The organism is Flavobacterium sp. (genome assembly GCF_049318325.1).
GTDB lineage: Bacteria > Bacteroidota > Bacteroidia > Flavobacteriales > Flavobacteriaceae > Flavobacterium.
In genome coordinates, this window is sequence record NZ_JBMOGQ010000001.1 from 93,108 (window position 1) to 115,134 (window position 22,027).

Below are 22,027 nucleotides of genomic sequence, written 5' to 3' on the forward strand. Positions count from 1 at the left end.
CTTATTCTGCTTTGGAGCTATTTTGAATATCCTGAACCTTCGGAACAGAATTAAAAAGGCAATACATCATGGTAAAAAACACAACTCCTCTTTGTCTCCATAGAAATGATTCTGTCAAAAATAAACTTATCATTAGAATTGCGAAAGCAAAATGTATAAAATCTTTAGTTTTAAATGCATTTTTTACGTTAACAAATAGCATTATTACTATCAATAAAAAACCAAAAAAACCTAATTCAGCGAAATTTTGAACATATTGGTTGTGAAAATTCTTCGATTGATAACCACTATCTGGGTCGTTTTCAACCCCCATATAAAGATTGTACTGAATCGCTTTTTCTTTTATTTTCGAATAAGAAGCATTCAATCCGAACCCTGTTAAGAATGCATTATTTTCATTCATCAACTCAGTAAAAATTCTAAATTGATAAACCCTAAAGGCTGTTCCATTGAAGTAATCATTAGGTGTAAACGTTGGGTTTGACCATGCTTCTTTCAAACTCACATAATACACTCTAGGTGGAATTCCTTCAACTACGGATGTGCTTAAGCTTTTGTCTGTGTTTGTTTGGAATTCTTCTTTAAATCGGTTTTTTATTCTTCCGATTGAAAAGAGTATTACAATTAGTAATCCAAAAACAATTAGGTTTCTTAACCTTAATTTGTTTGCTGTTTTCGAAAAAAAGAATATGTTTATAAGTGATAGTACTATAACAACGAGTATGATATTTTTGGAAGAGAGCAGTAATATAAATCCGAAAAGTAAAATAGAAAATATGGTATCAGCTTTAGATTTTATTTCTTTAGTAAAAAAATAAAAGAAAGCAATGGCCACAAAAACCGATATATGAATAGCATTCAGCAGTTTTGGAACAAGTCCGTAATCTTTATCATTTTCTCCATGATAAAAGAACATTCTTGCATCTCCAAATATAAAATAGCGAATTATGGCTCTGAACAAATAATACAAAACAAATGCAACGATGACATAGCTGTAATATTCTATGATCTTTCTTTTTTGGGCTGATGTATTTGTTTTAAAAATTATAAAACCCAATGGAATTAATAGTAATGGGACTTCTTTTGATAAAGCGGAAAGTGTTTCTTTCGAATCTATAGACCAAAAAAAAGAAATAACCATTAAAGCATAAAGCAAGACCGGAAAAATCAACTCTTTTTGTAGTTTGATATTTTCCTTTTTTAAAGTAATAAAAGAAACCAACAAAAATATTCCTAAAGAAATATTGTTAATTGCAAATGACAAAGGGATGGTAGAAAGTACTAAAAGTATTGGAATAAAAGAGTTGTTACTTTTATTTTCTTTTAACAGATTTTGAATAACATTCTTCGAAAAGTTGTAAATATTCTCCATTTATTTTTTCCCAATTAAATTCGTTCACAATCGAATCAAAATTGTTTTGAACCAATCGCAAGTTATCATTTTTTTTGATTGTATTTAGAATATTTTTTACCTCATACGAATTGGAGAAATAATAGCTGTTCTCCTTTAAAATTCCTTTATTAAAATCATTGTTATGTGCAATTACTAATGCTTTAGAGGCCATTGCTTCTAACAAAGATGGGTTAGTTCCGCCAACAGAGTGTCCGTGAAAATAGATATTAGAAAAATAACGAAGGTTATTCAAGTTTTCCAAGTTATAAATTCCGCCTACGAATCGAATATTCGAATGATCTTTGAATTTGTTTTTTAAATATTCACCGTATTTAGTCATGTGTTTTCCAACGACTAATATTGGCATTTTATCTTCATTCATCGCTACGCCTTCCAGAACCATATCTAAATTGTTTTCAGGTTCAAAACGCGCCATTATCATGTTGAAATTTTCTTTTTCTACGTCGTATTGCTTTAAAACATCTTCGTTTGGAGTAGAAAAAGGATTGGCACCATAAGCGATATATGTAGACTCTTTTTTATATTTCCATTGAAGAAACTTTTGGATTCCTAATGAATCTGAAACCAAAAAGTCACTATTATTTGCTGCTAACCTTTCAGCAAACTTTAGAAATTGTTGTACCGGTTTAGAGTATTTTGTTCTTTTCCACTCTAATCCATCCATATTGGTAATGATGATTGATTTTTTAGGTAATAAAAAATGCCAAACCGAATTGCTTGTATATCCCAATTGCAAAATGATATCAAAGTCTCTGTTGCGCGAATCCATGATACAATTGTAATCATAAATGAATTGCCCGAAGGTTCCCAATTTATATTCCGGGTCGTATTGATGAATAATGTTTACTCCGTGAAAGTCTTTTTCCTGAAATGGATGGTCATGTGAATTATAGCAATACACCTCGTGCCCATTTTGGGCAAGATAAACTGAAAAAAATTCAGCAAACTGCTCAAAACCTCCGTAATAATTGGGTACGCCACGGGTTCCTAGTATGGCTATTTTCATGAAGACAACTCTTTTGAAGTCACAAAAATAGGAAAATACAATACTAATTAAATAGCTTTAATTGCAAAATATTTTTATTGTTCTTTTTTATTACATGTACTATGAGCATTTATGATTTTAATCATGTTTTTTATAAACTTTTAATTTCTATTTTTGTAGACCTAAAATAAATGTTCTTGCTATGATAAATTTTGATATTCTTGAAAAAAATTTAGATTCGTTACGTACTCAATATTTAACCGCTCAACCATTTCCACATCTTATTATTGATGATTTTTGTGATGAAGAAAAATTAAACAAGGCATATAATTCTGTTCCAGAATTAAATAACAAAAGTCGTGACTATGCATTTGCAAATAACAAATTTGAAAAGTCGAATTATAAAGAAATTTGCCCTGAGTTTTTAGAGTTGTATAATGATTTGTCTTCGGAGAGGTTTAATAAAATCTTAACCCATATTACTGCTAAAAAAACTTTTGTTGATCCAAAAAATTTTGGGGGTGGCTTGCACCAAGGAAAGAAAAACAGCTTTTTAGATATGCACTTGGATTTTAATTATCATCCAATGAACAAAAACTGGTATCGAGAATTAAATTTATTGTTATACTTAAACAAAGATTGGAAACCAGAATATAAAGGGGAATTAAAAATCAAAGACTTAAGAACTAATGAAGAAGCTGAATTAGCTGTGCCTTTTAATCGCTTGATTATTCAACAATGTGGACCCTACACTCTTCACGGGTATGACATGACCAACTTCCCTGATGGAAGATTTAGAACTTCGATAGCAACTTACGCCTATCAAGTTCATGAACGTTTAATTGAAACTCCAAGAACTACGGATTGGTTTCCTAAGGAAGATGCTTCTTTTTTGAAAAAGCAATTTGCTAAAAATTACAATTTTTTAGTTAAAACAAAAAACAAATTCTTTGGAAGCGCTACAGCTAAAAATCAATAAGAAAATTTTAAAGTAGATTATAACCCTTTATTGTTTCTTCTGCTGTTTTTTCCCAGGTATAGTTTTCTAATATTTTCTGTTTTAGTTCGGGATTTACTGGTGAATTATAAGCCAAATCTATCGCGTTTTTGATTGAGGCCACATCATCTGGTTTGCAGTAAAAGGCATAATCCTCAAAGTAGTCTTCTGTATCACCTTTTTTGGTAACTACAATATTGCAGCCCATAGCCGCAGCTTCGAGAGATGATAATCCTGGCGTTTCCATCCAGCTAACAAGCGCATGAACTTTGGCAACTTTGTAAAGGTTTTTCAATTCTTCATGTGGAATAGCTCCAAGAAAATACACGTTGTCACCTGCTTCTTTGTATACTTGTTCAACATATTTTGTTTGATTAGCAGATGCTTTACCTATCAAAACCAATTTATAATCTGTATTTTTAACGGCACGCACTAAGTTCAATGTTGATTTTCTGCCTTCAATACGTGCAGCACAAACAATACAATCTTTGAATTGTTGAAATGGATTTTCTTCTTCTGTTTGATTGTCATCAAAAAAAACCGCTTTATCAACAGCATTAGGTACACTAACAAACTTATAGTCCTTAAGTTTATATTCCCTAGCTACGCGATTCATTTCTGAACCAGAATTTGGCAAGAAAACATCTGTATTGTCAACTATTTCCTTGGTAAGTCTGTAATTTCCTTTCAGCAGCATTTTATAAACCCCTTTGTGCATTCGCTTTTCTTTATAATGTTTTATAAAGATTTTAATATAATTTATTTGATTTGGTGTTATGATATTGGCCACAATTTGAAAAAGTCCACCTCTAGCTTTCCTTTCAAATTCACTGTACAATCCATAAATAGTTGAAAGCGCAATTTTTTTGTTTTGCTTCTTAGCATTTAGCATTTGTAAATAAATGTCTTCCGGATCCATCAGATTGAATAAATGCACCAAATCATATATATCTAAATTGGGTTCAAACTCAAGTGAAATATCAACTTGAATTCCTCTTTTTTCAAGAAACTCTTTAGTTTTCAAAATTTGTATTAAATCACCTCCGGGAGCATCGAAAAGATTTGTCCTTGTCTGAAATAAAACTCTCATATACTATTTTTGATAGTTGCAAATATAGTTTTTATTAGTAGTTTTACATCCCTTCTAAAACACAAAAAATAGTAAATGAAAAAAGTACTATTCCTTTTTGGAACTCGCCCCGAAGCAATCAAAATGGCTCCATTAATCTCAAGTTTATCAGCCGATAATAATTTTGAGGTAAAAGTTGGAGTAACTGCACAACATAGGGAAATGCTTGATCAGGTTTTGTCATTTTTTGACATCAAAGTAGATTATGATTTAAACATCATGAAACCAAATCAGACTCTTCATCAGTTGACATCTGATTTAGTTTCAAGGATTACCGATGAAATTCTATTAAAGGGAAAAGTTGATTTCGTTTTTGTTCAAGGTGATACTACTACTGTTTTAGCTTCAGCCATAGCGGCTTTTTACCAAAAAATTAAGGTGGTTCATATCGAAGCAGGTTTGAGAAGTGGAGATTTGTTATCTCCTTTTCCGGAAGAAATGAACAGGGTTTTAACTTCTAAAATAGCCGTTTATCATTTTTGCCCAACAGAAAACTCTAAAGAAAATCTTCTAAAAGAAAACATAACCGAGAATGTTTATGTAGTTGGAAATACAGTTATAGATGCGCTTTTTGAAGGATTAAAAAAAATAAAAAATTCAGATGAAAAAGTATTACTTTCAAAATATTCACAGATTGATTTTTCCAAAAAAATAATTTTAGTTACTTGCCATCGCAGAGAAAATTTTGGTACACCATTTGAGGAAATTTGTGATGCTTTATTAGAAATTGCAAAATCTCAAGAAGGTTTAGTTGAAATTGTATATCCTGTTCATTTAAATCCTAATGTTAAAGAGATTGCTCATCAAAAATTAATTGCAAATAATATCAAATTAATTTCCCCTTTAGATTATCCAGAACTTATTTGGATGATGGATAAAAGCAATATTATTCTAACAGATTCCGGTGGTATTCAGGAGGAAGCACCAAGCCTCGGAAAACCAGTTTTAGTTATGAGAACGGTTACCGAACGTACTGAAGGTATTGATGCCAAGACTGCTATATTAGTAGGTTCTGATAAAGCTAAAATTGTGAGTGAAACATTAAAATTAATTCAAAATCAAGATTACTATTTATCTGTAGCCACAGCTTCAAATCCTTATGGTGACGGAACCACTAGTGAAAAAATCAAGCAGATTTTACTGAAGGCATAATTTTATGCTTAGTATTAAAATAGAACATTGCACCTAAAATGAAAATAATAATGTCCCTCGCATTATAAATCCCCGTAATAGTTAGCGTTGTAAAAAGGTAGATAAGTCCAATAGCTGAAATAATTGTGTTTATAAAATTTTTTTCTCTATAGATTATTCTATACCAACTAATAAGCAGCAAAATGTATATTATTAGTCCTATTGAGCCAACTTTATAAATTACATATACATAGCCATTATGAAGCTCAGATATGTATTTCATACCCTTATCTTTATAATTATCGGTCAAAGGGGCGAAAAATTTTAGGTTCACTAAAGAACCATAACCACAACCTATCAAATAGCTACTCGGATTATCAATCATAAGCGAAAATGCTCTTTTGGCTTCATAACCCCGCCAATGATCCCATAAATCTGCGTGGTTTTCTCTATCAATTTTAGTTACAAATACTTCGGCTGGTGCCATTTTTACTTTGTATAAAAAAGATTCCAAACCTGGTTTAGAACGATCTACTTTTACAGAATAAAGATACACATACAGCCCTAAAACAGCCATTAAGACAATTCCAATAATGCGAAGGCCTCTTTTGGTTATAAAGGTATAGCCATAAAGTGAAAGCAACAAAATAACAAAGACTCCAATCATAGTTCTTGACAAATAGAGAATATTGGATACAATTAAAACAAAACCAATGATCTTATGATTTAATGCCGATTGGATTAGCTTTTCTTTATTGAATTTTTTATAAAAAATTAGAAAGATTAAGGCAAACAGTTCCAAAAAATTATCTCTGCCATATTCCCTGATTGAAGATACAGAACCCGATAGTAAGTCGCCTAAAGTGAAAACAATTATAAAGTGGATAATGGCTGAAATAAAGCCGCAGACAATGATTATTTTTACAAACTTTTTAAAATCATTTATTTTTTCAAAGAAGAAATAGCCAATTAAACATCCCAAAATAGGTTTAATGATATGGAAAATATCTTTTAATACATCGACTAAACCATATCTATGAATTATGGTTCCGGCAAATCCAATCAAAAAAATATAAAGCAAAGGTGTAATTTGTTGGAATAATGATTTAGAGAAACGTATCTTTTCAAGCATTAAAAAAAAAGACAAGACCACAATTTGCAAAAATGTATTTAACCGAAAAGAAGACACATATAACTGCGAAAAAATTACCACTACAAACAAAATTGTGTAAAATTTTTCTTTTTTTATCTTCATTTGATATCTTACTTAATTTGTTTTCAAAAGTAAGTGAATTACTTTTCTCCTAGACTGCTTTTAAGCTTTTTAACAAACTTATTTATTTTTAATGCCAATGTAATTACAAGTTTATTAATGCCACTATAATGCTTGGAAATGTAAATTTCATATCCTTTTATCAGCATAGGGTTTTTTGTCTTTGTAAACCCTACAAAATGAATGTAGCTATAATTCGGAAGGAAAACTCTTTTGTATCTAATATCGGAAATTTTTTTACAGAAATCTACGTCTTCAACATACATGAAATAATCTTCATCAAACCCGCCAATTCTATGATAAACACTATTGGACAACATTAAAAAAGAACCTCCAAGCCAATCTACTTCGTAATAACTTTTAGAAAAGCTGCCTTTTTTAAACTCATCGCTTATTTCCAAGAGTTTTTTCATTTGAAACAAATTAGAGACCGATGGAAAATTGCCTGCTGCAGGAATATAATTCCTGTCTCCGTTTACCATATTAATTCCCACGACTCCAATCTTTTCATCCGATTTAAGATAATCTAAAACCGGCAATAATGGGTCTAAAACAATCGTGTCATTATTTATTAATAAAAGGTATTTGCCTTTTGCCTGTTTTACTGCTTTATTATTCCCTTTACCGAAACCATCGTTAGTTTTTGATTCTATCAGTTTAACCAACGGAAAGTTTGTCTTAATATAGTCGAGGCTGTTATCGTTAGAATTGTTATCAAGAATAATTATTTCAAATGGGATACCGGCTAAATTTTGGTATAACGAATCGAGGCATTTCTTAAAATACTTTACACCGTTATAATTTACAATTATTACTGACAGTTCAATTTCCATCTTAAAATAATGTATAAAATCCTAATCGCTTTTTGATGTATAATATACAGAACAGATTGATTAAGATGTTAGTTATCAAACTAGAGGTTGCGGCACCTTCAATTCCATAAAGCGGAATTAAAAAATAACTTAGCAAGACATTGACAAAAAAACAAAATATTGTTATGTTACGAAGTATATTCTGATTGTTTGTCATGTTTAAAATCTGATCTACATTTCCTGCCATAGCACTAAATAAAACACCTAAAGAAACAATAATTAACGTGTTGCTCCCCGCTACCACTTCACTACCAAAAAAAGACAATATGAACTTGCTTAAAAAAATCAGTAATAAGACAATCGGAACAGAGAGAATAGCGATTAAGCGTGTGGAATTATGTGTCAGTTTTCGCAACTCTGTCAGCTCTCCCTTTCCGTAAAGTTCGGCCATTTTAGGTGTAATAACAGTGCTTACGGATACAATGACTAAAAAGCCCACGCTACCTACTTTATAGGCAATATTGTAAATGCCCACTTGTTCAGCATCAGTCATAATGCCCAACATTATGGTGTTAGTCCAATTCATTAAATATAAAAAGAGTCCGCTAAACAGTAATGGTGTTGCTGTTTTTATCAAATCAAAAGTTCTTAAGTGAATTTCAACTTTTTGAGGTTTTGAATTAAAAACGGTAATAATTTCCATAAAAACGGTAGCTATTATAGCAAATGCAAATGCCATAAAAGAATAATGCCCGCTTTTCTGAAAAGAAAAAAACAAATATAGTAATGCAATTAAAAACACATTGGGCACTACAAACATAAACAGGTTGTACTTCATGAATTTTTTAGTAGCAATTAAAAAATACAAGAAAATTTCGTGCAGTATAAAAAGTGGTAATGATATGGTGATAATCAAAAAATAATTCTTTAATTCTATATTGGAAAAAACCGTTTTGGCGAGAAAATCACCGCCTAAATAAAAGATTAATACTGGAATAGTAGAGAAAAGCAATGCCCCTTTTATGCCTTTAAGCAATAGTTTTTTGGCCTGTAAATAATTATAGTCATGATTCCCTATAATTTTTATCAAGGTGTTTGGAATTCCTAGTGTGAAAATTATTGCTGCCGCCTGTGATAAGGTAAAAACCAATGAGTAATTTCCCATTGTCGTAACCCCATAAAGACGTGAGATTAAAATAGTGGACAGAAAAGAAGTAATTAATCCAAAAATCCTAAAAATAAAATTTACTCCTGATGATGAAATTATTTTTTTAAAACTGTTGTTTAATAGGATCATTTTGTGGTCTACTATGAATAATTGCTTTTTTATTTTCTAACCACGAAAAAATATTGGTAGCTAAAAAATTCTTCAAATATTCCAAAAGTAATCAAATTTATTGCCTTTGTAATCGATTTTCCTTTAAAGTTTTTAATTGAACTTTCTTGTTTTAACACTTTATAACCCGAAGATTCTAGAAGTTCCTGAATGTTCTTTCTGCAATAAAAACGCGTGTGAGTATAATCAAAAATACCGCTTTCCTCATATCTGAAATCTCCTTTTAAGAATATTTGTTTAAATGCTGAATAATGACGGATGTTGGGCATACTGACTATCATATTCCCATCGTTTTTTAGACATTTTTTAAGTTTGCTTAAAGCTCCTTTTGGCTCGAACAAATGCTCCAAAACATCGGGGAGCAATATAATATCAAAGTAATTATCATATTCCAACAGCTCCAATTCTTCGATATTCCCAAAAATAAATTTGTCTGTTGGTTTATAATTTTGCTTGTTCTTAGTGTCTTCAAAAAGGTCTATTCCAACTGTTTCAGCAGCAATACCATTTTCTTTTAAATAATATAATGTCTCACCATAAGCAGCACCAACTTCTAATACCCGTAACCCTTTTTGGTTTGGGCTAATTAAATTTATAATGTCTTTTCTGATATTAGAGTAATAATCTGAGGCTTTTTCGTCGTAATTCATTATATCTAATTTTAAACAAAAAAAGTTACCTCAAAAATTAAGATAACTTCTTTAAATTAAATTACTATACTATTATTTTATCAATTTATTTAATTCTACACCCAATGGTTCAAGGGGATAAAAAATAGGGTCGTGAGGATCTTTATCTTGTGGGACAAAAGTAGCTTTTGCCATATCAACTTTTAATTGATCATTTGGTGCAAAATATTGAAGAAACAGATTTCCTTTTGCCTCAAACTTTTTATCATAATACTTGATTAAAAAATCATTAATTTTCATTTCTTTTTGAAGTTTATTCTCACCAACATCAAATCGTAAAAATGTGAAGGCAACTTCGTCTGGGAAATTAAAAACTATTTTTTGACTGGTTGGTTTACCTTGAATATTTACCCTAACACATTTCTCTTCGCTAAAATTCAAAGTGTTGTCTTCGGTATAAAATATTTGGAACGAATCATCAACCGGCACAACCATGTCTACAGTTATACTAACTTTACTTTCTACGACTACCTTTTCAGCTTCAGGCTGATTTTCTTTTGACTTTTCATCTTTACATGCAGAAAAAAATAATGTGAAAAACACAACTCCTGCTAAAAATTTTATTTTCATGTTTTAAGTACTTTTTTTGCAAATTTATTGTTTTTATTTATTAAACCTAATTTTAAAAGCAATTCTATTTCTTTATGACTTTTAAAATACTTTTATTTCTTTGAGTTTTTATTTTCATAAAATAAATGCCTTTTTCTAGTTGACTGAAATTTATGTTCGATTGGTTTGACTATCTTTATTAAAAATTTTTTATGAAAAATTTTGTACATATCCTATTTTGGTTTTCTTTCATAAACTGCTCATTCGCTCAGGGGCCTTCTGATTTATGGACACATACCTATGGTGGTTCTAGGTCAGAAAGAGCAAATTCTTTAATAACAACCACCGATGGTGGCTGCATTTTTGTTGGAAGTGCCAGTTCATCTAATGGTGATGTAATTGGTTTACATAGTCCATTTGGATGGAATTATTCTGATTTTTGGATTGTCAAATTAAGTTCAAATGGCGTTATGCAATGGCAAAAATGTTATGGTGGTACTAAAAGTGACAATGCTTTTAAAATTATTCAGGTATCGGATGGAGGATATGTAATTGTTGGTTCCAGTGTTTCAAATGATGGTGATGTAACCCTGCATTATGGTTCCGATTCATTTAATGATTTATGGATAATTAAACTTGATAATTTTGGCAACTTATTGTGGCAAAAAACATATGGTGGTTATAGCGAGGATTATGCTTGTTCTGTATCTGAAACAACAGATGGAGGCCTTGTTGTTGCAGCCATTTTAAATGCTGACTACAATGGAACAGTTCCTGTTACCTATAGCGACTCTATGGATTACTGGGTTTTAAAATTAAATTCAGTAGGCGAAAAGCTATGGGAAAATCATTATGGCGGTGAAAATGCTGATAGGGCTTGGTCTATAAAAAGCACTCCCGATGGAGGTTGTATTGTTGTTGGACAAAGCGCGTCTCATTATGGAGATGTTATAAATAGCATTGGTCCTTTTAATGCGGCCATTTCTGATTATTGGATTGCAAAATTAAGCTCTACAGGAGTTATTGAATGGCAGAAATCTTATGGTGGATTACAAGGTGATTGGGCAACCAGTGTAAGTTTAACAAATGACGGAGGCTATATAATTGCAGGTAATACAAACTCCAACAATACAGGCACTGTTACCAATTTTTACGGAGGTGTTGATGGATATATAATAAAATTAAATTCAGTTGGAAGTTTAGAATGGGAAAAGTGTATTGGAGGAAGTGCTAATGATTATTTTAATTCAATAATTCAAACTATTGATGGTGGTTATTTGGTTTGTGGTGAAACCAACTCAAATGATGGTGATTTAGCCGGATTAATGGCTGGAGATAAAGCATGGATTGTGAAACTTAGTAGCACAGGAACAATTTCTTGGCAAAGGCATTACCAAGAACAACCCATTTATAATGCATTTAATGATATTGTACAAAATACTGATGGAACTTGCATTGCTGTTGGCTATCTAAATCTTTATGCTGACTATGATAATTACAATATCTTTGCGGTTAAACTTGGTGTCAACTCATTATCAAATACTGAATTCAATACTTTTGATATTGTTTTTTATCCAAATGCTGTTGATGATATTTTACACATTCAATCTTCTAACCATGAAGTGTTTAAGGTCATTAACATCTATGACGTTCTCGGTAAAAAAGTAAATTCTTTTAATTTAGAAAACAATAGTGTGAATTTAGAATCATTGCAAAATGGGCTTTATTTTGTTGAAATTAAAAACAGTCTGAATCAAATTTTTAGAAAAAAGATTACTAAGAATTAATTAAAAACCTTCTTTAAACTGTCTTCCCATTTTTTAATTTCTATTCCAAAAGTACTCTTGATTTTACTTTTATCTAAAACACTATATTTTGGTCTTTTTGCCGGCGTTGGAAAGCTTGATGTTGGAATTGGTTTTAGATCTATATTCTTATTGTTGATTTCAAATATTTTTTTGGCAAAATCATACCAGCTGCATCGGCCTTCGTTGCTGAAGTTGTAAACTCCAAAGTTGTCGGTTGTCGATTGTGGGTTGTCGGTTAAAATAATTTGAATCAAAGCATTCGCTAAATCAACTGCATTTGTTGGTGTCCCGATTTGATCATTTACTACAGAAATGGAATCTCTTTCGGAAGCCAAACGCAACATGGTTTTCATAAAATTGTTGCCAAATTGCGAGTAAACCCAAGAAGTTCTGATAATATAATAGTTTTCAAAAGTAGCTTGAATAGCTTTCTCACCATCTAATTTGGTTTGTCCGTAAACGCCTGTTGGATTTGGAATATCTTCTTCAGTATATCCTTTAGCATTTTTCAAACTGAACGCGTCATCCTGAGCGAAGTCGGAAGGAGAAGTGCCATCAAAAACAAAATCAGTAGAAATATGAAGTAAAATCGTGTTGTTTGTTTTGCAAACGGTAGCTAAATTTTGGGCACCAACAACATTAATTAAGTGTGCTTTTTCAGGTTCGCTTTCTGCCTTGTCAACAGCCGTGTAAGCTGCGGCATTAATGCAATAGTTAGGTTTTATTTTTGAGAAAACTGTCTGGCAACTTTCAATATTCGAAATATCTAAATCACTAGACGAACAAAAAACAAAATGAAATTCAGAATAATTTGGTGCAATAAATTGCAAACTTTGTCCTAATTGTCCATTGGCTCCTGTGACTAAAACTACCATGCTTTTTTGGCGTTTTCTAAATTGGGTTGCGCTTTATCTTTTTCAGAAATAATTAAGTTTTCCAGAGGAAATTGCCAATCTATATTAATACTTGTATCGTTGTATATTATTCCACCTTCTGATTCTTTATTATAAAAATTATCACATTTATAAAAAAAAGTAGCTGTGCCACTCAAGACTAAAAATCCGTGAGCAAAACCTCTTGGAACAAAAAATTGTCTCTGATTTTCACCTGATAAAAGGACGGATTCGTATTGCCCAAATGTTGGTGAATTGGGTCTAATGTCAACAGCAACATCTAATACTTCTCCCTGCAAAACCCTTACTAATTTGGCCTGAGCATGTTCTCCGGTTTGATAGTGTAAACCCCGTAATACTCCTTTGGATGAATACGATTGATTGTCCTGAACAAAATGAACTTGATGATTAACGCCTTTTTGAAACGTATTTTCGTTGAAACTTTCCATAAAATAACCACGTTCATCGATGATTATTTTTGGTTCAATAATGAAACATCCTTCCAGTTTTGTTGCAATAAAATTCATTTAAATTAAGCTTAGTAAATGATTACCATAACCGCTTTTCAACAATGGTTCTGCAATATGTTTTAATTGCGTTGAATCTATAAATCCCATTTTAAAAGCAGCTTCTTCAATTGAACCAATTTTTAAACCTTGTCTCTCTTCGATTACTTGTACAAACTGGCTGGCTTGCATCAAGGAATTAAAAGTTCCTGTGTCAAACCAAGCTGTTCCTCTATCAAGAATACTTACTTTGAGTTTTCCTCTGTTTAAATATTCCTTGTTTACGTCTGTAATTTCAATTTCGCCGCGGTGGCTTGGTTTAATATTAGCGGCAATTTCAACCACATCATTGTCATAAAAATATATACCAGGAACAGCATAATTAGATTTTGGTTTTTCAGGTTTTTCTTCGATGGATAATACTTTTCCATTTTCATCAAAATCTACAACACCATATCGTTCTGGATCATGAACATGGTAGGCATAAATAATTCCTCCATCGGGTTTATTATTCCTCTGTAATAATTCTGCTAATCCTGTTCCGTAAAAAATATTATCACCTAGTACTAAGGCTACTTTATCATTTCCAATAAATTCTTGACCTATGATAAAAGCTTCTGCTAATCCATTTGGATGCTCTTGAACAGCATATTCAAATCGACAACCCAGTCTTGAACCATCACCTAGCAATTGTCTAAACAATGGCAAATCGTGTGGTGTGGAAATAATCAAAATTTCTCTTATTCCTGACCACATCAAAGTTGATAATGGATAATAAATCATGGGTTTGTCATAAATTGGCATAAGCTGTTTACTAACGGCTAATGTCAATGGATGCAATCTTGTGCCTGATCCACCGGCTAAAATAATTCCTTTCATTTTTATTTTACTTTAGATTTTGCTAATTGTTTTTTGTAAAAAGATATAAATGATTTTATAAAAATAAACAACATTAACAATATGGTCGGAAGTATATATTTCATTTTCCCGTTGGCACCTTTTGTGTTTTTAACATTGGTTACAATACTTATATCTTTCAAAATTTTATCAAAGTTTATTAATTCTAATCGGTGAATTCCTTGTTCGGTAACTAAGGCATCTTTTGTTTTAATGATGTCATTCAGTTGCATATTATCGTTGTAATAAACTAGGCTATTGCTTTTTGAACTACCATTATTATTTATTATTTTTTTTAAAACTCCATTTATCTGAGTAATAATAGAGTCGTTTTCTGCCATTTTTATTTTGATATTGTTCAAATATCCTTTCTGATTCAATTTGAAATATTCAGAGTCATTTATATAATTTAAAAGCGGATTAACAATATCGTCAGCCGGGAGTGCTTTTATGGTAGTTAATTTTAATAAATGAAAAGGATAATTTTTACTCGTCATGTTGTCCTTAACAATTTTATTTATTTCACCATCTTCAGCCATTAACTTTATTAATTCGAAGTTAGTCGCTTTGTTATCTATAAATTTATAAACATCAACTATCGGTTCAAGTTCAATATCTACAAGTTTTTGAGTGTTTTTAAGTCCAATACTCTTTAAGAATAAAGTGTCTCTGTCTTTTATTTTAGATTTAAGAAGATCTACCTTTGAATATAAATAATCGTTTGAACCAAAATTTGGGCTTAAAATGATTTCATTATCATATACTTTTGTGGTTTTGTCAAGATAAAAACCTATTCCAACTCCAATTCCAAATAATATTCCAACCCAAATAATATTTCTTTTAAAAAATAAAATTCCCCTAAAAATTGAAATAGAAATATTTTCGAAAAAGTTGCCAATTTTCTTCGAAATCTGTGACAAATCAATTTCTTGATCATCATTATTTTGAGATGTTGCGCTCATAAAAAATTTATTTTATGTTAAAAATTTGTTCTAATATTTTAATAGTAATCAAATACGTAGGTTTCACGCCTGTTGTTCCTAAACCTCCTGAAGCTAATGTGCTTCCAGTCTCTAATGGATTATCAGAAGCATAATATGCATACCTTACTTTCACATCTTGTGGAATACTTTTTCTAATTTTTGATGCTGATTGAATGGCTTTCTGATAATAAGCGCCTTCCATTTCTAGCCCAATAACTTCCCACGTTGACTCGTGGAAAAACTTCAATAAATCCTTATTTTGAAGCGACGTTCCCAAAACGGTAACCATCGGTCCTGAAAAAACAGCTATTCCGTTCCCTTCAAACATTTCGGCAGTCAATTCATTTTCAAAAGGATAATTATCTGCTGTTCCTTCATTGATATGGGCTGAAGGAATCATAATGTCACCTTTTCCGCCTTCAAGAATTCCGGCTTTTCCCATTATCGAAACGGATTCAACATTCATGAAAGTTATGTTTTTGCCTTCTTTGTATGGTTTTAATAATTCATCAATAGTTTCAAATGCCTGTTCGCCGAAAGCATAATCCATTACAATTAATACCGGACTTTCATTACCAACTTTTGCTTTTGGAAAACTGGTTTTTGCCCAATCTATTTTGGCTGTATCGAATATCTGAACATCTATGTTGGTTCCGGAAGCATCATCCGGAAGTGATATCATTCCTTGCTTTAAAGCAACATCTTCTACTTTATTGCGAAGATCATTTGCGCCAAGTTTACTCAATTCTTCATAAACAAAGAAATCTGATTTGTCCTTGAATTTGGTTTTTAAAACATTCGTTGCGAAAATTGAATTCATCACACTGTGCATATTGGCACTAATCACATGAATAGGTCTTTCGAGAAGATTATTGGCTTTCAAAATTTCTTTAATGTTGTTTGCCCATATTTCTCCATGGATATGATGTCCTAATCTTTCTCTTAAAATTGGACTAAAAGTGATCGTTCTTTTGTTGTTTTCGACAACTTCTTCAATGGCTAATTTTCCTAGCCAATAAATAACATGCAAAAAGCGATCTGGTTTTTCTTTCGTAGCAAAATCATCATAAATGGCTAATACTTCCGAAAAGCTTCTGCCCAAAACATTCGCTGCGTGAGAAATTGCAATTTCTTTTTCTACTAAAGTAAGCTTCTTGTTTTGTAAAACTGTTTCGCCTAGTTTTTCCCAATCTCGCGTTACCTCAAACTCAACCTCATCTAATAAAACTCTGTTTTTTATCTTATGAGATTCTATAAATATAAAAGTTAAATGCGTCAAAATATCATAGATGTCTGAACGTCCACGTGTAATTTCAACATTCATTTGTTCGTTGTCAATTCGATAGCAATTTCTTCTCCTTTTTGGCGGAACAATTGCCTTAAAATGCGATTTTGAATACCCTTCGTCTGAAGTTAAATTGATAAAACGGCACTCTTCAATGCCTACAGGAAGCCTTTCTATTACATAAAGTAAACCGCTTAGTTCTACTTTTTCTTCTGCAATACTTCCGTAAATTTCTGGTCGTAGAGAAAGCAAAGCTTCTCTTAAAGTTTCACCCGAAACACCCATTGGTTTATAAAAACCTCTGTTAAATAAATGTCTCATGGTAATGTACAATCGTTCAATAGCTGCCGACGATTCTTGCGCCCTTGAGCGCGAAATGTTTTTAATTTCCTTCATTAAATTGTTTTTCTAACCTGCAAATATAGGTTTTTTGTCGTTTAGTTGCTTAGAATGAGGTTTATTGCTGGCATCATAACCGTATTATACCAAGGTTTGTCATTTTTGTCTGTCGTGAATATTTTACCTCTTCTCCATTTACCTTCAGAATAATTAAAAGAGTTCTCATCTTTTGAATAATTCACAATCAGTGACGGAGCATAACACTCCATTTTAACCATTTTTTTAGTTTGATAAGTTTTGTATTCAAAGGCGTATTTATTCTCCTCAATAATCATCCATTCCAAGCCAATTACTATTCCGTTTTTTGGAAATCTTAGATTATATTTAGAAATATCGATTTCATTTTTACGCATTCCTCTCTTAACAGTTACAATCAAATCTTCATCTAATATATCGTTTGTTGGAATGGAATTACGCAATTCGAATATCCTGATTTTTAACTTTGCGTCTTTCTTTTCACTGTCTGAAAAAAAGACTATTTTCTTTAAATAAGGTGTTGCTTTATAAATCGAATCATATTCAAATAATTTACCGTAAATCCATGGTTTATCAACTGAATGCTGCTTATGATGAATTTTTTCTGCACCGCCAATTTCAATCTCCTTATCCTGTTTTCTTTTTGTGACAGCCACCTCATCCAAATTATAAATGGCTTCTTTTAAAATTACTTTTTCATTATCCTGTATTGAAGTTTTTTTGATCTCAAAACCTACGGAAGAAAAGACAAGTATTTTTTCGGAATTGGTATTGATTTTAAAAATGCCTTTTTCATCAGAAGTCGTTCCTATATTTTCATTCTGAACCCAAATGTTTACATACGGAATTGGTTCGTCTTTCTCATTTACAATAGTTCCGCTAATTTGAGCTGAAAGAGAAAAAGTGTAAAATAAAAATAGAAGTGTTCTCATTTATTTAGTTGGTTAGAATTAAGTTAATGGCAGGTTCATACACGCTCATTTTATCTGAGGGATTGGCAATATCCTGTTTGGTTTGTTTGCTCCATTTTCCACCTGAAAAGGTGTAGATAAAATCCCTTTCAACATAATTGTAAAGTACATAAGGAAAATACATTTTCTGAATTGCAGTTGCTTTGGTATTCGAATCGACAACTTCCTTTTCCAATTTGTTTTTTTCGATTATCAACTTTTCAAAACCTACGAAGATTCCGTTCTTTGGCATTCTTAAATTGAAATCCACAACATTGAAATAGCCCTTCTTGACTCCTTTCTTTACCGAAACCAAATAGTCTTTCTTCAGTAATTCTTCGCCAGGTGAACCATCAGAATTAACTCCGTAAAAATGGATTTTAAAACTACTACTTTCCAATTGACTATCGGTGATTATTGCGACTTGCTTTATGTATTTGGTCTTTTTGTATTTTGGGTCGTATGGGAAAAATTTAGCATCAATCCGTGGCCCATTTTCGAATGCCTGGTAACTTTCAATTTTTACTTTTCCAATTTCGATTTGCCTGGTTTCAAATCGTTTTTCGATGACAACTTCGCTCAATTCAAATGTGTTTATTTTCAGGATTACCTTATCGGATTCTGATGCTATTACTGTTCTCTTTTCATAACCCAAAGCTGAAAAGATGAGTTTTTTATTAGGTTCACAATTAATCGTGAATTCGCCATTTTCTTCTGAAGTTGTGCTGTTGTTTCCATTTTCGACCCAGATGTTTACATATGAAATAGGTTTGCTAAATTCATCAACTACAATTCCTTTGACCTGTGCCATAACAGTAACAGAAATAAAAAGCAATAATACTAACAGTTTATTATCTTTCATCTATTTTCTATTCTGTCTTTAACAAATCTGCTATTTTTCTGTCGTTACTCAATCTCGGGATTTTGTTTTGTCCACCTAATTTTCCTATCGATTTCATATACTCCTGAAAGCCGTTTTTTGAAACTTTAGAAATAACCAATGTTCTTAAAACTTTCCCAACAATTAAATCATCGTAATAGCTGTTTTGTTTACGCATTTCGTAATCGATTTTCAAAGCAAATTCCTTGAGATTTTCAGGTTCGTTTTCAAACTCGATAAACCATTCGTGATAAGGCAATCCTGAATTTGGTGCAATCTGTGGCGCCACGGTAAATTCGTTTACACGAATGTTGGAATTTTCCATAGCTTCTTTCAAAGCGCATTCAACTTCTTTTCCAATAACATGCTCGCCAAAAGCAGAAATATAATGTTTGATTCGGCCTGAAACAATCACACGATAGGGTTTCAAGCTAGTGAACTGAACGGTGTCGCCAATATTGTAAGCCCAAAGACCGGCATTAGTTGAAATAATTAAAACATAATTGACATGTAATTCAACTTCGCCAATGGTATATCTTCTTGGATTTTTTGTAAAAGACTCTTCCGATTTTACAAATTCATAGAAAATTCCCGAGTTCAAAAGCAGCAACATTCCTTTGGCTGCCTGCGAATCCTGATAAGCAAAAAAACCTTCTGATGCTGGAAACAATTCAATTGAGTCAACTTTTCTTCCTATTAGATTTTCAAATTTAGCTCGGTAAGGTTCATAATTGACTCCGCCATAAATAAACAAATTAAAGTTTTTAAAAATTTCTCCAACTGGTTTGGCTTCTCCCAGTTCGCCTGCGGCTCCGGTGTTCCCTTTTTGTTTCAATTTCTCAAAGTACATCTGAACCCAAGACGGAATTCCCGAAATAACGGTCATGTTTTCGTTGAACGTTTCTTCAACTATTGCATCCACTTTAGTTTCCCAATCTTCGATGCAATTGGTTTCCCAGCTTGGCATTCGGTTTTTCTGCAAATATTTTGGAACAAAATGCGCAACAATCCCGGAGAGTCTTCCAAGTTTAATTCCGTTTTTTTCTTCTAAAATTGGACTTCCCTGAAGGAAAATCATTTTACCGTCAACAAAAGCTGTTTTTCCGGTTTCATGAATGTAATTTAAAATAGCATTTCTAGCCGCTTCAATATGAAATGGCATTGATTCTTTGGTTATCGGAATATATTTAGCGCCTGATGTCGTGCCAGAAGTTTTGGCAAAATAAATGGGTTTGCCTTTCCATAGAATATCTTCTTCACCTTTTACAACTCGGTCAATATATGGTCGCAATTCTTCATAATCACGAATGGGAACTTGCTTGGCAAAGTCTTCATAGGATTTGATTTTAGAAAAATTATGGTCTTTCCCAAACTGAGTAAAATCTGCGGAAGCGATAAGATTTTGAAAGACTTTCTGTTGTGTCTCAATAGGATTTTGAACCCATTTTTGAGTTTTTATGTGGATTATTTTTGCAAATATTTTGGCCGCGATCGATTTAACAGACATGCTATTCTTTGTTTGGAAAATTCTTTTTTATGGCTTTTTCAGTAACAAAAACCATATAAGCACAGCCTAAAATCATAACGCCTATTCCTATAATACATGACTGTAATTGGTTGATACCAATTAATGGGTTGAGAAAGGAAACCCCTAAAAGCACAACTCCTAATTGGAATGATTTGACTGATGAAAATTTCTGTGCAAAGTCCCAACGCTCTTGGCTTTTCATTACTGATGGCATTCGGTAACCATAGATATCATTGATTTTTTTTGGCGGGTATTTCATCATTATTAACCCTGTGAACATAAAAATAATCCCTGTTAGTAAAGCAACAATGCCAATCCTATCTGCCAAATAATTTAAAAATTCTGTCATAGTTATTCAAATTCAATAAAAATACTAGGGTCGATTGGATAACCATCTTTCCATAATTCAAAATGCAAATGTACTCCGGTAGATTCTTGACCGGTTGAACCTGCCAAAGCAATAACTTCTCCAGTTCTGACTATATCGCCTTGAGAAACAGTTACTGAAGCCGCGTGTTTATAAATTGATATAAATCCGCTGTTGTGTCTTATGATTACAACATTTCCTGTATTAGGTGTCCAATCGGCGAAGATGACTCTTCCGCTTAAAATGGATTTTATCGGAGTGTTTTTCGCCAAAGCGATATCTACCGCATAATGCTTGTCTTTTGGATTAAATTTATCGGTTATAATTCCTTTTACCGGTGGAAATAAAACAGTGTTTACTTTTGGTTTTGCCTTTTCAAACAGATTGTATTTATCTTCTCTGTCAACTGCTTCTCTAAACTTTAAATCGGATTTTGTGGGTTTTAACTCTTCTTCTGAAATAGGCTCCGAAACCGATGCTAAAATAGAATCTTTATTGAATTTTGCATATTCTAAATCGCCCGTTAAAACTTTTTTAATCGATTCGATATAGGCTTCGTTTTTTTTCAACGCCTGGTTTAGCGAATCCGATTTCAGCGCCAACTCAGTTGCGTCTTTCTTTAATTTTGTTGAAGCATATCCTGGAATATACTCGCGAAGCGGTGTAAAAGCAATGATATAAGTGGTAACGAAAATAATTAAAAATGCCCCAATTGTAGCTACCACAAAAACATTCATCAAGGTCAACCGAAGTGAAAAAATTTCTTCAAAAGTGTCTTCATTCAAAATAACCAAACGGTTTTTTGTGAATAGTTTTTTCTTGATTATTTTTCGTTTGAGCCGTTTTTCGGACATGGTTGTTTGAATGATTTACAAATATAGAAAATAAGTTGGCTTTGCGTTTTTACTGTAAACGATGTTTAACGTATATTTATTATAATGAAATTCAAAAGAATGTTATTTTCTTTTTACATTTGTCAAAGTTTTATTAAAATCTGCGGAAGCATAAATTTATACATCATGGGAAGAATTGGCGCAACTGAAATTATCATTATATTGGTAATCGTTTTATTATTATTTGGAGGTAAAAAAATTCCTGAATTAATGAAGGGATTGGGCTCGGGAATTAATGAATTCAAGAAAGCATCAAAAGGAGAAGAGCAACCAGCAAATTCCAAAAAAGAAGTAGAAGATAAAAAATAATTTTCTTTACCAAAATACAAAACCCAAATGCCAGTTAT

The 22,027-nt window shown here is 31.9% G+C and carries 23 protein-coding genes; 4 read left to right on the forward strand and 19 right to left on the reverse strand.

Annotated features, from left to right (window positions below; genetic code table 11):
* Window position 1: 1 nt before the first annotated feature.
* Window positions 2–1,372 carry an O-antigen ligase family protein gene (locus ACOYLP_RS00440; protein ID WP_422854193.1) on the reverse strand — a complete coding sequence of 457 codons (1,371 nt, stop codon included), beginning with the start codon at window positions 1,370–1,372 and terminating at the stop codon, window positions 2–4.
* Window positions 1,314–2,420, reverse strand: a complete 1,107-nt coding sequence (locus tag ACOYLP_RS00445; protein WP_422854194.1) for a DUF1972 domain-containing protein — start codon at window positions 2,418–2,420, stop codon at window positions 1,314–1,316. The genes ACOYLP_RS00440 and ACOYLP_RS00445 overlap by 59 nt, the downstream gene beginning before the upstream one ends.
* Window positions 2,421–2,601: 181 nt before the next feature.
* Between ACOYLP_RS00445 and ACOYLP_RS00450 the strand changes: the two genes are divergently transcribed.
* A complete protein-coding gene (locus tag ACOYLP_RS00450; protein ID WP_422854195.1) occupies window positions 2,602–3,378 on the forward strand; it encodes a 2OG-Fe(II) oxygenase in 777 nt (258 codons plus the stop codon).
* Window positions 3,379–3,385: 7 nt separating this feature from the next.
* Here ACOYLP_RS00450 and ACOYLP_RS00455 read toward each other — a convergent pair whose 3' ends face one another.
* Window positions 3,386–4,486 carry a glycosyltransferase family 4 protein gene (locus tag ACOYLP_RS00455; protein WP_422854196.1) on the reverse strand — a complete coding sequence of 367 codons (1,101 nt, stop codon included), beginning with the start codon at window positions 4,484–4,486 and terminating at the stop codon, window positions 3,386–3,388.
* Window positions 4,487–4,561: 75 nt separating this feature from the next.
* On the opposite strand from ACOYLP_RS00455, the gene wecB reads away from it, so the two are divergent.
* Window positions 4,562–5,677, forward strand: coding sequence for a non-hydrolyzing UDP-N-acetylglucosamine 2-epimerase (gene wecB, locus ACOYLP_RS00460; RefSeq protein WP_422854197.1), 1,116 nt, complete (start codon window positions 4,562–4,564; stop codon window positions 5,675–5,677).
* Here the strand turns inward: wecB and ACOYLP_RS00465 are convergent.
* The 6 genes from ACOYLP_RS00465 to ACOYLP_RS00490 all read right to left on the reverse strand — a co-directional run bounded on the left by ACOYLP_RS00465 (window position 5,652) and on the right by ACOYLP_RS00490 (window position 10,490).
* Window positions 5,652–6,803 carry an O-antigen ligase family protein gene (locus ACOYLP_RS00465; RefSeq protein WP_422854198.1) on the reverse strand — a complete coding sequence of 384 codons (1,152 nt, stop codon included), beginning with the start codon at window positions 6,801–6,803 and terminating at the stop codon, window positions 5,652–5,654. The two genes, wecB and ACOYLP_RS00465, sit on opposite strands and share 26 nt — an antisense overlap.
* 146 nt (window positions 6,804–6,949) lie before the next feature.
* Window positions 6,950–7,762 (reverse strand): glycosyltransferase family 2 protein, encoded by an 813-nt coding sequence (locus tag ACOYLP_RS00470; RefSeq protein ID WP_422854199.1) that lies wholly within the window; start codon window positions 7,760–7,762, stop codon window positions 6,950–6,952.
* Window position 7,763: 1 nt separating this feature from the next.
* Window positions 7,764–9,038, reverse strand: a complete 1,275-nt coding sequence (locus tag ACOYLP_RS00475; protein WP_422854200.1) for a flippase — start codon at window positions 9,036–9,038, stop codon at window positions 7,764–7,766.
* Between the two features lie 29 nt (window positions 9,039–9,067).
* A complete protein-coding gene (locus ACOYLP_RS00480; protein WP_422854201.1) occupies window positions 9,068–9,727 on the reverse strand; it encodes a class I SAM-dependent methyltransferase in 660 nt (219 codons plus the stop codon).
* 72 nt (window positions 9,728–9,799) lie between these two features.
* Window positions 9,800–10,336 (reverse strand): hypothetical protein, encoded by a 537-nt coding sequence (locus ACOYLP_RS00485; RefSeq protein WP_422854202.1) that lies wholly within the window; start codon window positions 10,334–10,336, stop codon window positions 9,800–9,802.
* A gap of 64 nt (window positions 10,337–10,400) precedes the next feature.
* A complete protein-coding gene (locus ACOYLP_RS00490) occupies window positions 10,401–10,490 on the reverse strand; it encodes a T9SS type A sorting domain-containing protein (RefSeq protein WP_422854238.1) in 90 nt (29 codons plus the stop codon).
* A 37-nt stretch (window positions 10,491–10,527) separates the two neighbouring features.
* Here ACOYLP_RS00490 and ACOYLP_RS00495 point away from each other — a divergent pair, with 37 nt between their 5' ends.
* On the forward strand, window positions 10,528–12,102 hold the full coding sequence (locus ACOYLP_RS00495) for a T9SS type A sorting domain-containing protein (RefSeq protein WP_422854203.1): 1,575 nt from the start codon (window positions 10,528–10,530) through the stop codon (window positions 12,100–12,102).
* Here the strand turns inward: ACOYLP_RS00495 and rfbD are convergent.
* The 10 genes from rfbD to ACOYLP_RS00545 are packed head-to-tail and all read right to left on the reverse strand — an operon-like array spanning window position 12,099 to window position 21,641.
* Window positions 12,099–12,998 carry a dTDP-4-dehydrorhamnose reductase gene (gene rfbD / locus ACOYLP_RS00500; RefSeq protein ID WP_422854204.1) on the reverse strand — a complete coding sequence of 300 codons (900 nt, stop codon included), beginning with the start codon at window positions 12,996–12,998 and terminating at the stop codon, window positions 12,099–12,101. The genes ACOYLP_RS00495 and rfbD overlap by 4 nt on opposite strands.
* Window positions 12,992–13,543: a dTDP-4-dehydrorhamnose 3,5-epimerase gene (rfbC, locus tag ACOYLP_RS00505; protein WP_422854205.1), complete on the reverse strand. Its 552-nt coding sequence runs from the start codon at window positions 13,541–13,543 to the stop codon at window positions 12,992–12,994. Before rfbC ends, rfbD begins: the two co-directional genes overlap by 7 nt.
* Window positions 13,544–14,401: a glucose-1-phosphate thymidylyltransferase RfbA gene (rfbA, locus tag ACOYLP_RS00510; protein WP_422854206.1), complete on the reverse strand. Its 858-nt coding sequence runs from the start codon at window positions 14,399–14,401 to the stop codon at window positions 13,544–13,546.
* A gap of 2 nt (window positions 14,402–14,403) precedes the next feature.
* The gene (locus ACOYLP_RS00515; protein WP_422854207.1) at window positions 14,404–15,381 is read right to left on the reverse strand and encodes a hypothetical protein; all 978 of its coding nucleotides are present in this window, start codon (window positions 15,379–15,381) and stop codon (window positions 14,404–14,406) included.
* Window positions 15,382–15,388: 7 nt separating this feature from the next.
* Window positions 15,389–17,083 carry a DUF6909 family protein gene (locus tag ACOYLP_RS00520; RefSeq protein ID WP_422854208.1) on the reverse strand — a complete coding sequence of 565 codons (1,695 nt, stop codon included), beginning with the start codon at window positions 17,081–17,083 and terminating at the stop codon, window positions 15,389–15,391.
* A 41-nt stretch (window positions 17,084–17,124) separates the two neighbouring features.
* Window positions 17,125–17,994 (reverse strand): carboxypeptidase-like regulatory domain-containing protein, encoded by an 870-nt coding sequence (locus ACOYLP_RS00525; RefSeq protein WP_422854209.1) that lies wholly within the window; start codon window positions 17,992–17,994, stop codon window positions 17,125–17,127.
* 4 nt (window positions 17,995–17,998) lie between these two features.
* Window positions 17,999–18,874 carry a carboxypeptidase-like regulatory domain-containing protein gene (locus ACOYLP_RS00530; RefSeq protein WP_422854210.1) on the reverse strand — a complete coding sequence of 292 codons (876 nt, stop codon included), beginning with the start codon at window positions 18,872–18,874 and terminating at the stop codon, window positions 17,999–18,001.
* A 7-nt stretch (window positions 18,875–18,881) separates the two neighbouring features.
* Window positions 18,882–20,399: a GH3 auxin-responsive promoter family protein gene (locus tag ACOYLP_RS00535; RefSeq protein WP_422854211.1), complete on the reverse strand. Its 1,518-nt coding sequence runs from the start codon at window positions 20,397–20,399 to the stop codon at window positions 18,882–18,884.
* Window position 20,400: 1 nt separating this feature from the next.
* A complete protein-coding gene (locus ACOYLP_RS00540; protein ID WP_422854212.1) occupies window positions 20,401–20,769 on the reverse strand; it encodes an SdpI family protein in 369 nt (122 codons plus the stop codon).
* Between the two features lie 2 nt (window positions 20,770–20,771).
* Window positions 20,772–21,641, reverse strand: coding sequence for a M23 family metallopeptidase (locus tag ACOYLP_RS00545; protein WP_422854213.1), 870 nt, complete (start codon window positions 21,639–21,641; stop codon window positions 20,772–20,774).
* Window positions 21,642–21,806: 165 nt separating this feature from the next.
* Here ACOYLP_RS00545 and tatA point away from each other — a divergent pair, with 165 nt between their 5' ends.
* On the forward strand, window positions 21,807–21,989 hold the full coding sequence (tatA, locus tag ACOYLP_RS00550; protein ID WP_422854214.1) for a twin-arginine translocase TatA/TatE family subunit: 183 nt from the start codon (window positions 21,807–21,809) through the stop codon (window positions 21,987–21,989).
* Window positions 21,990–22,027: the final 38 nt, after the last annotated feature.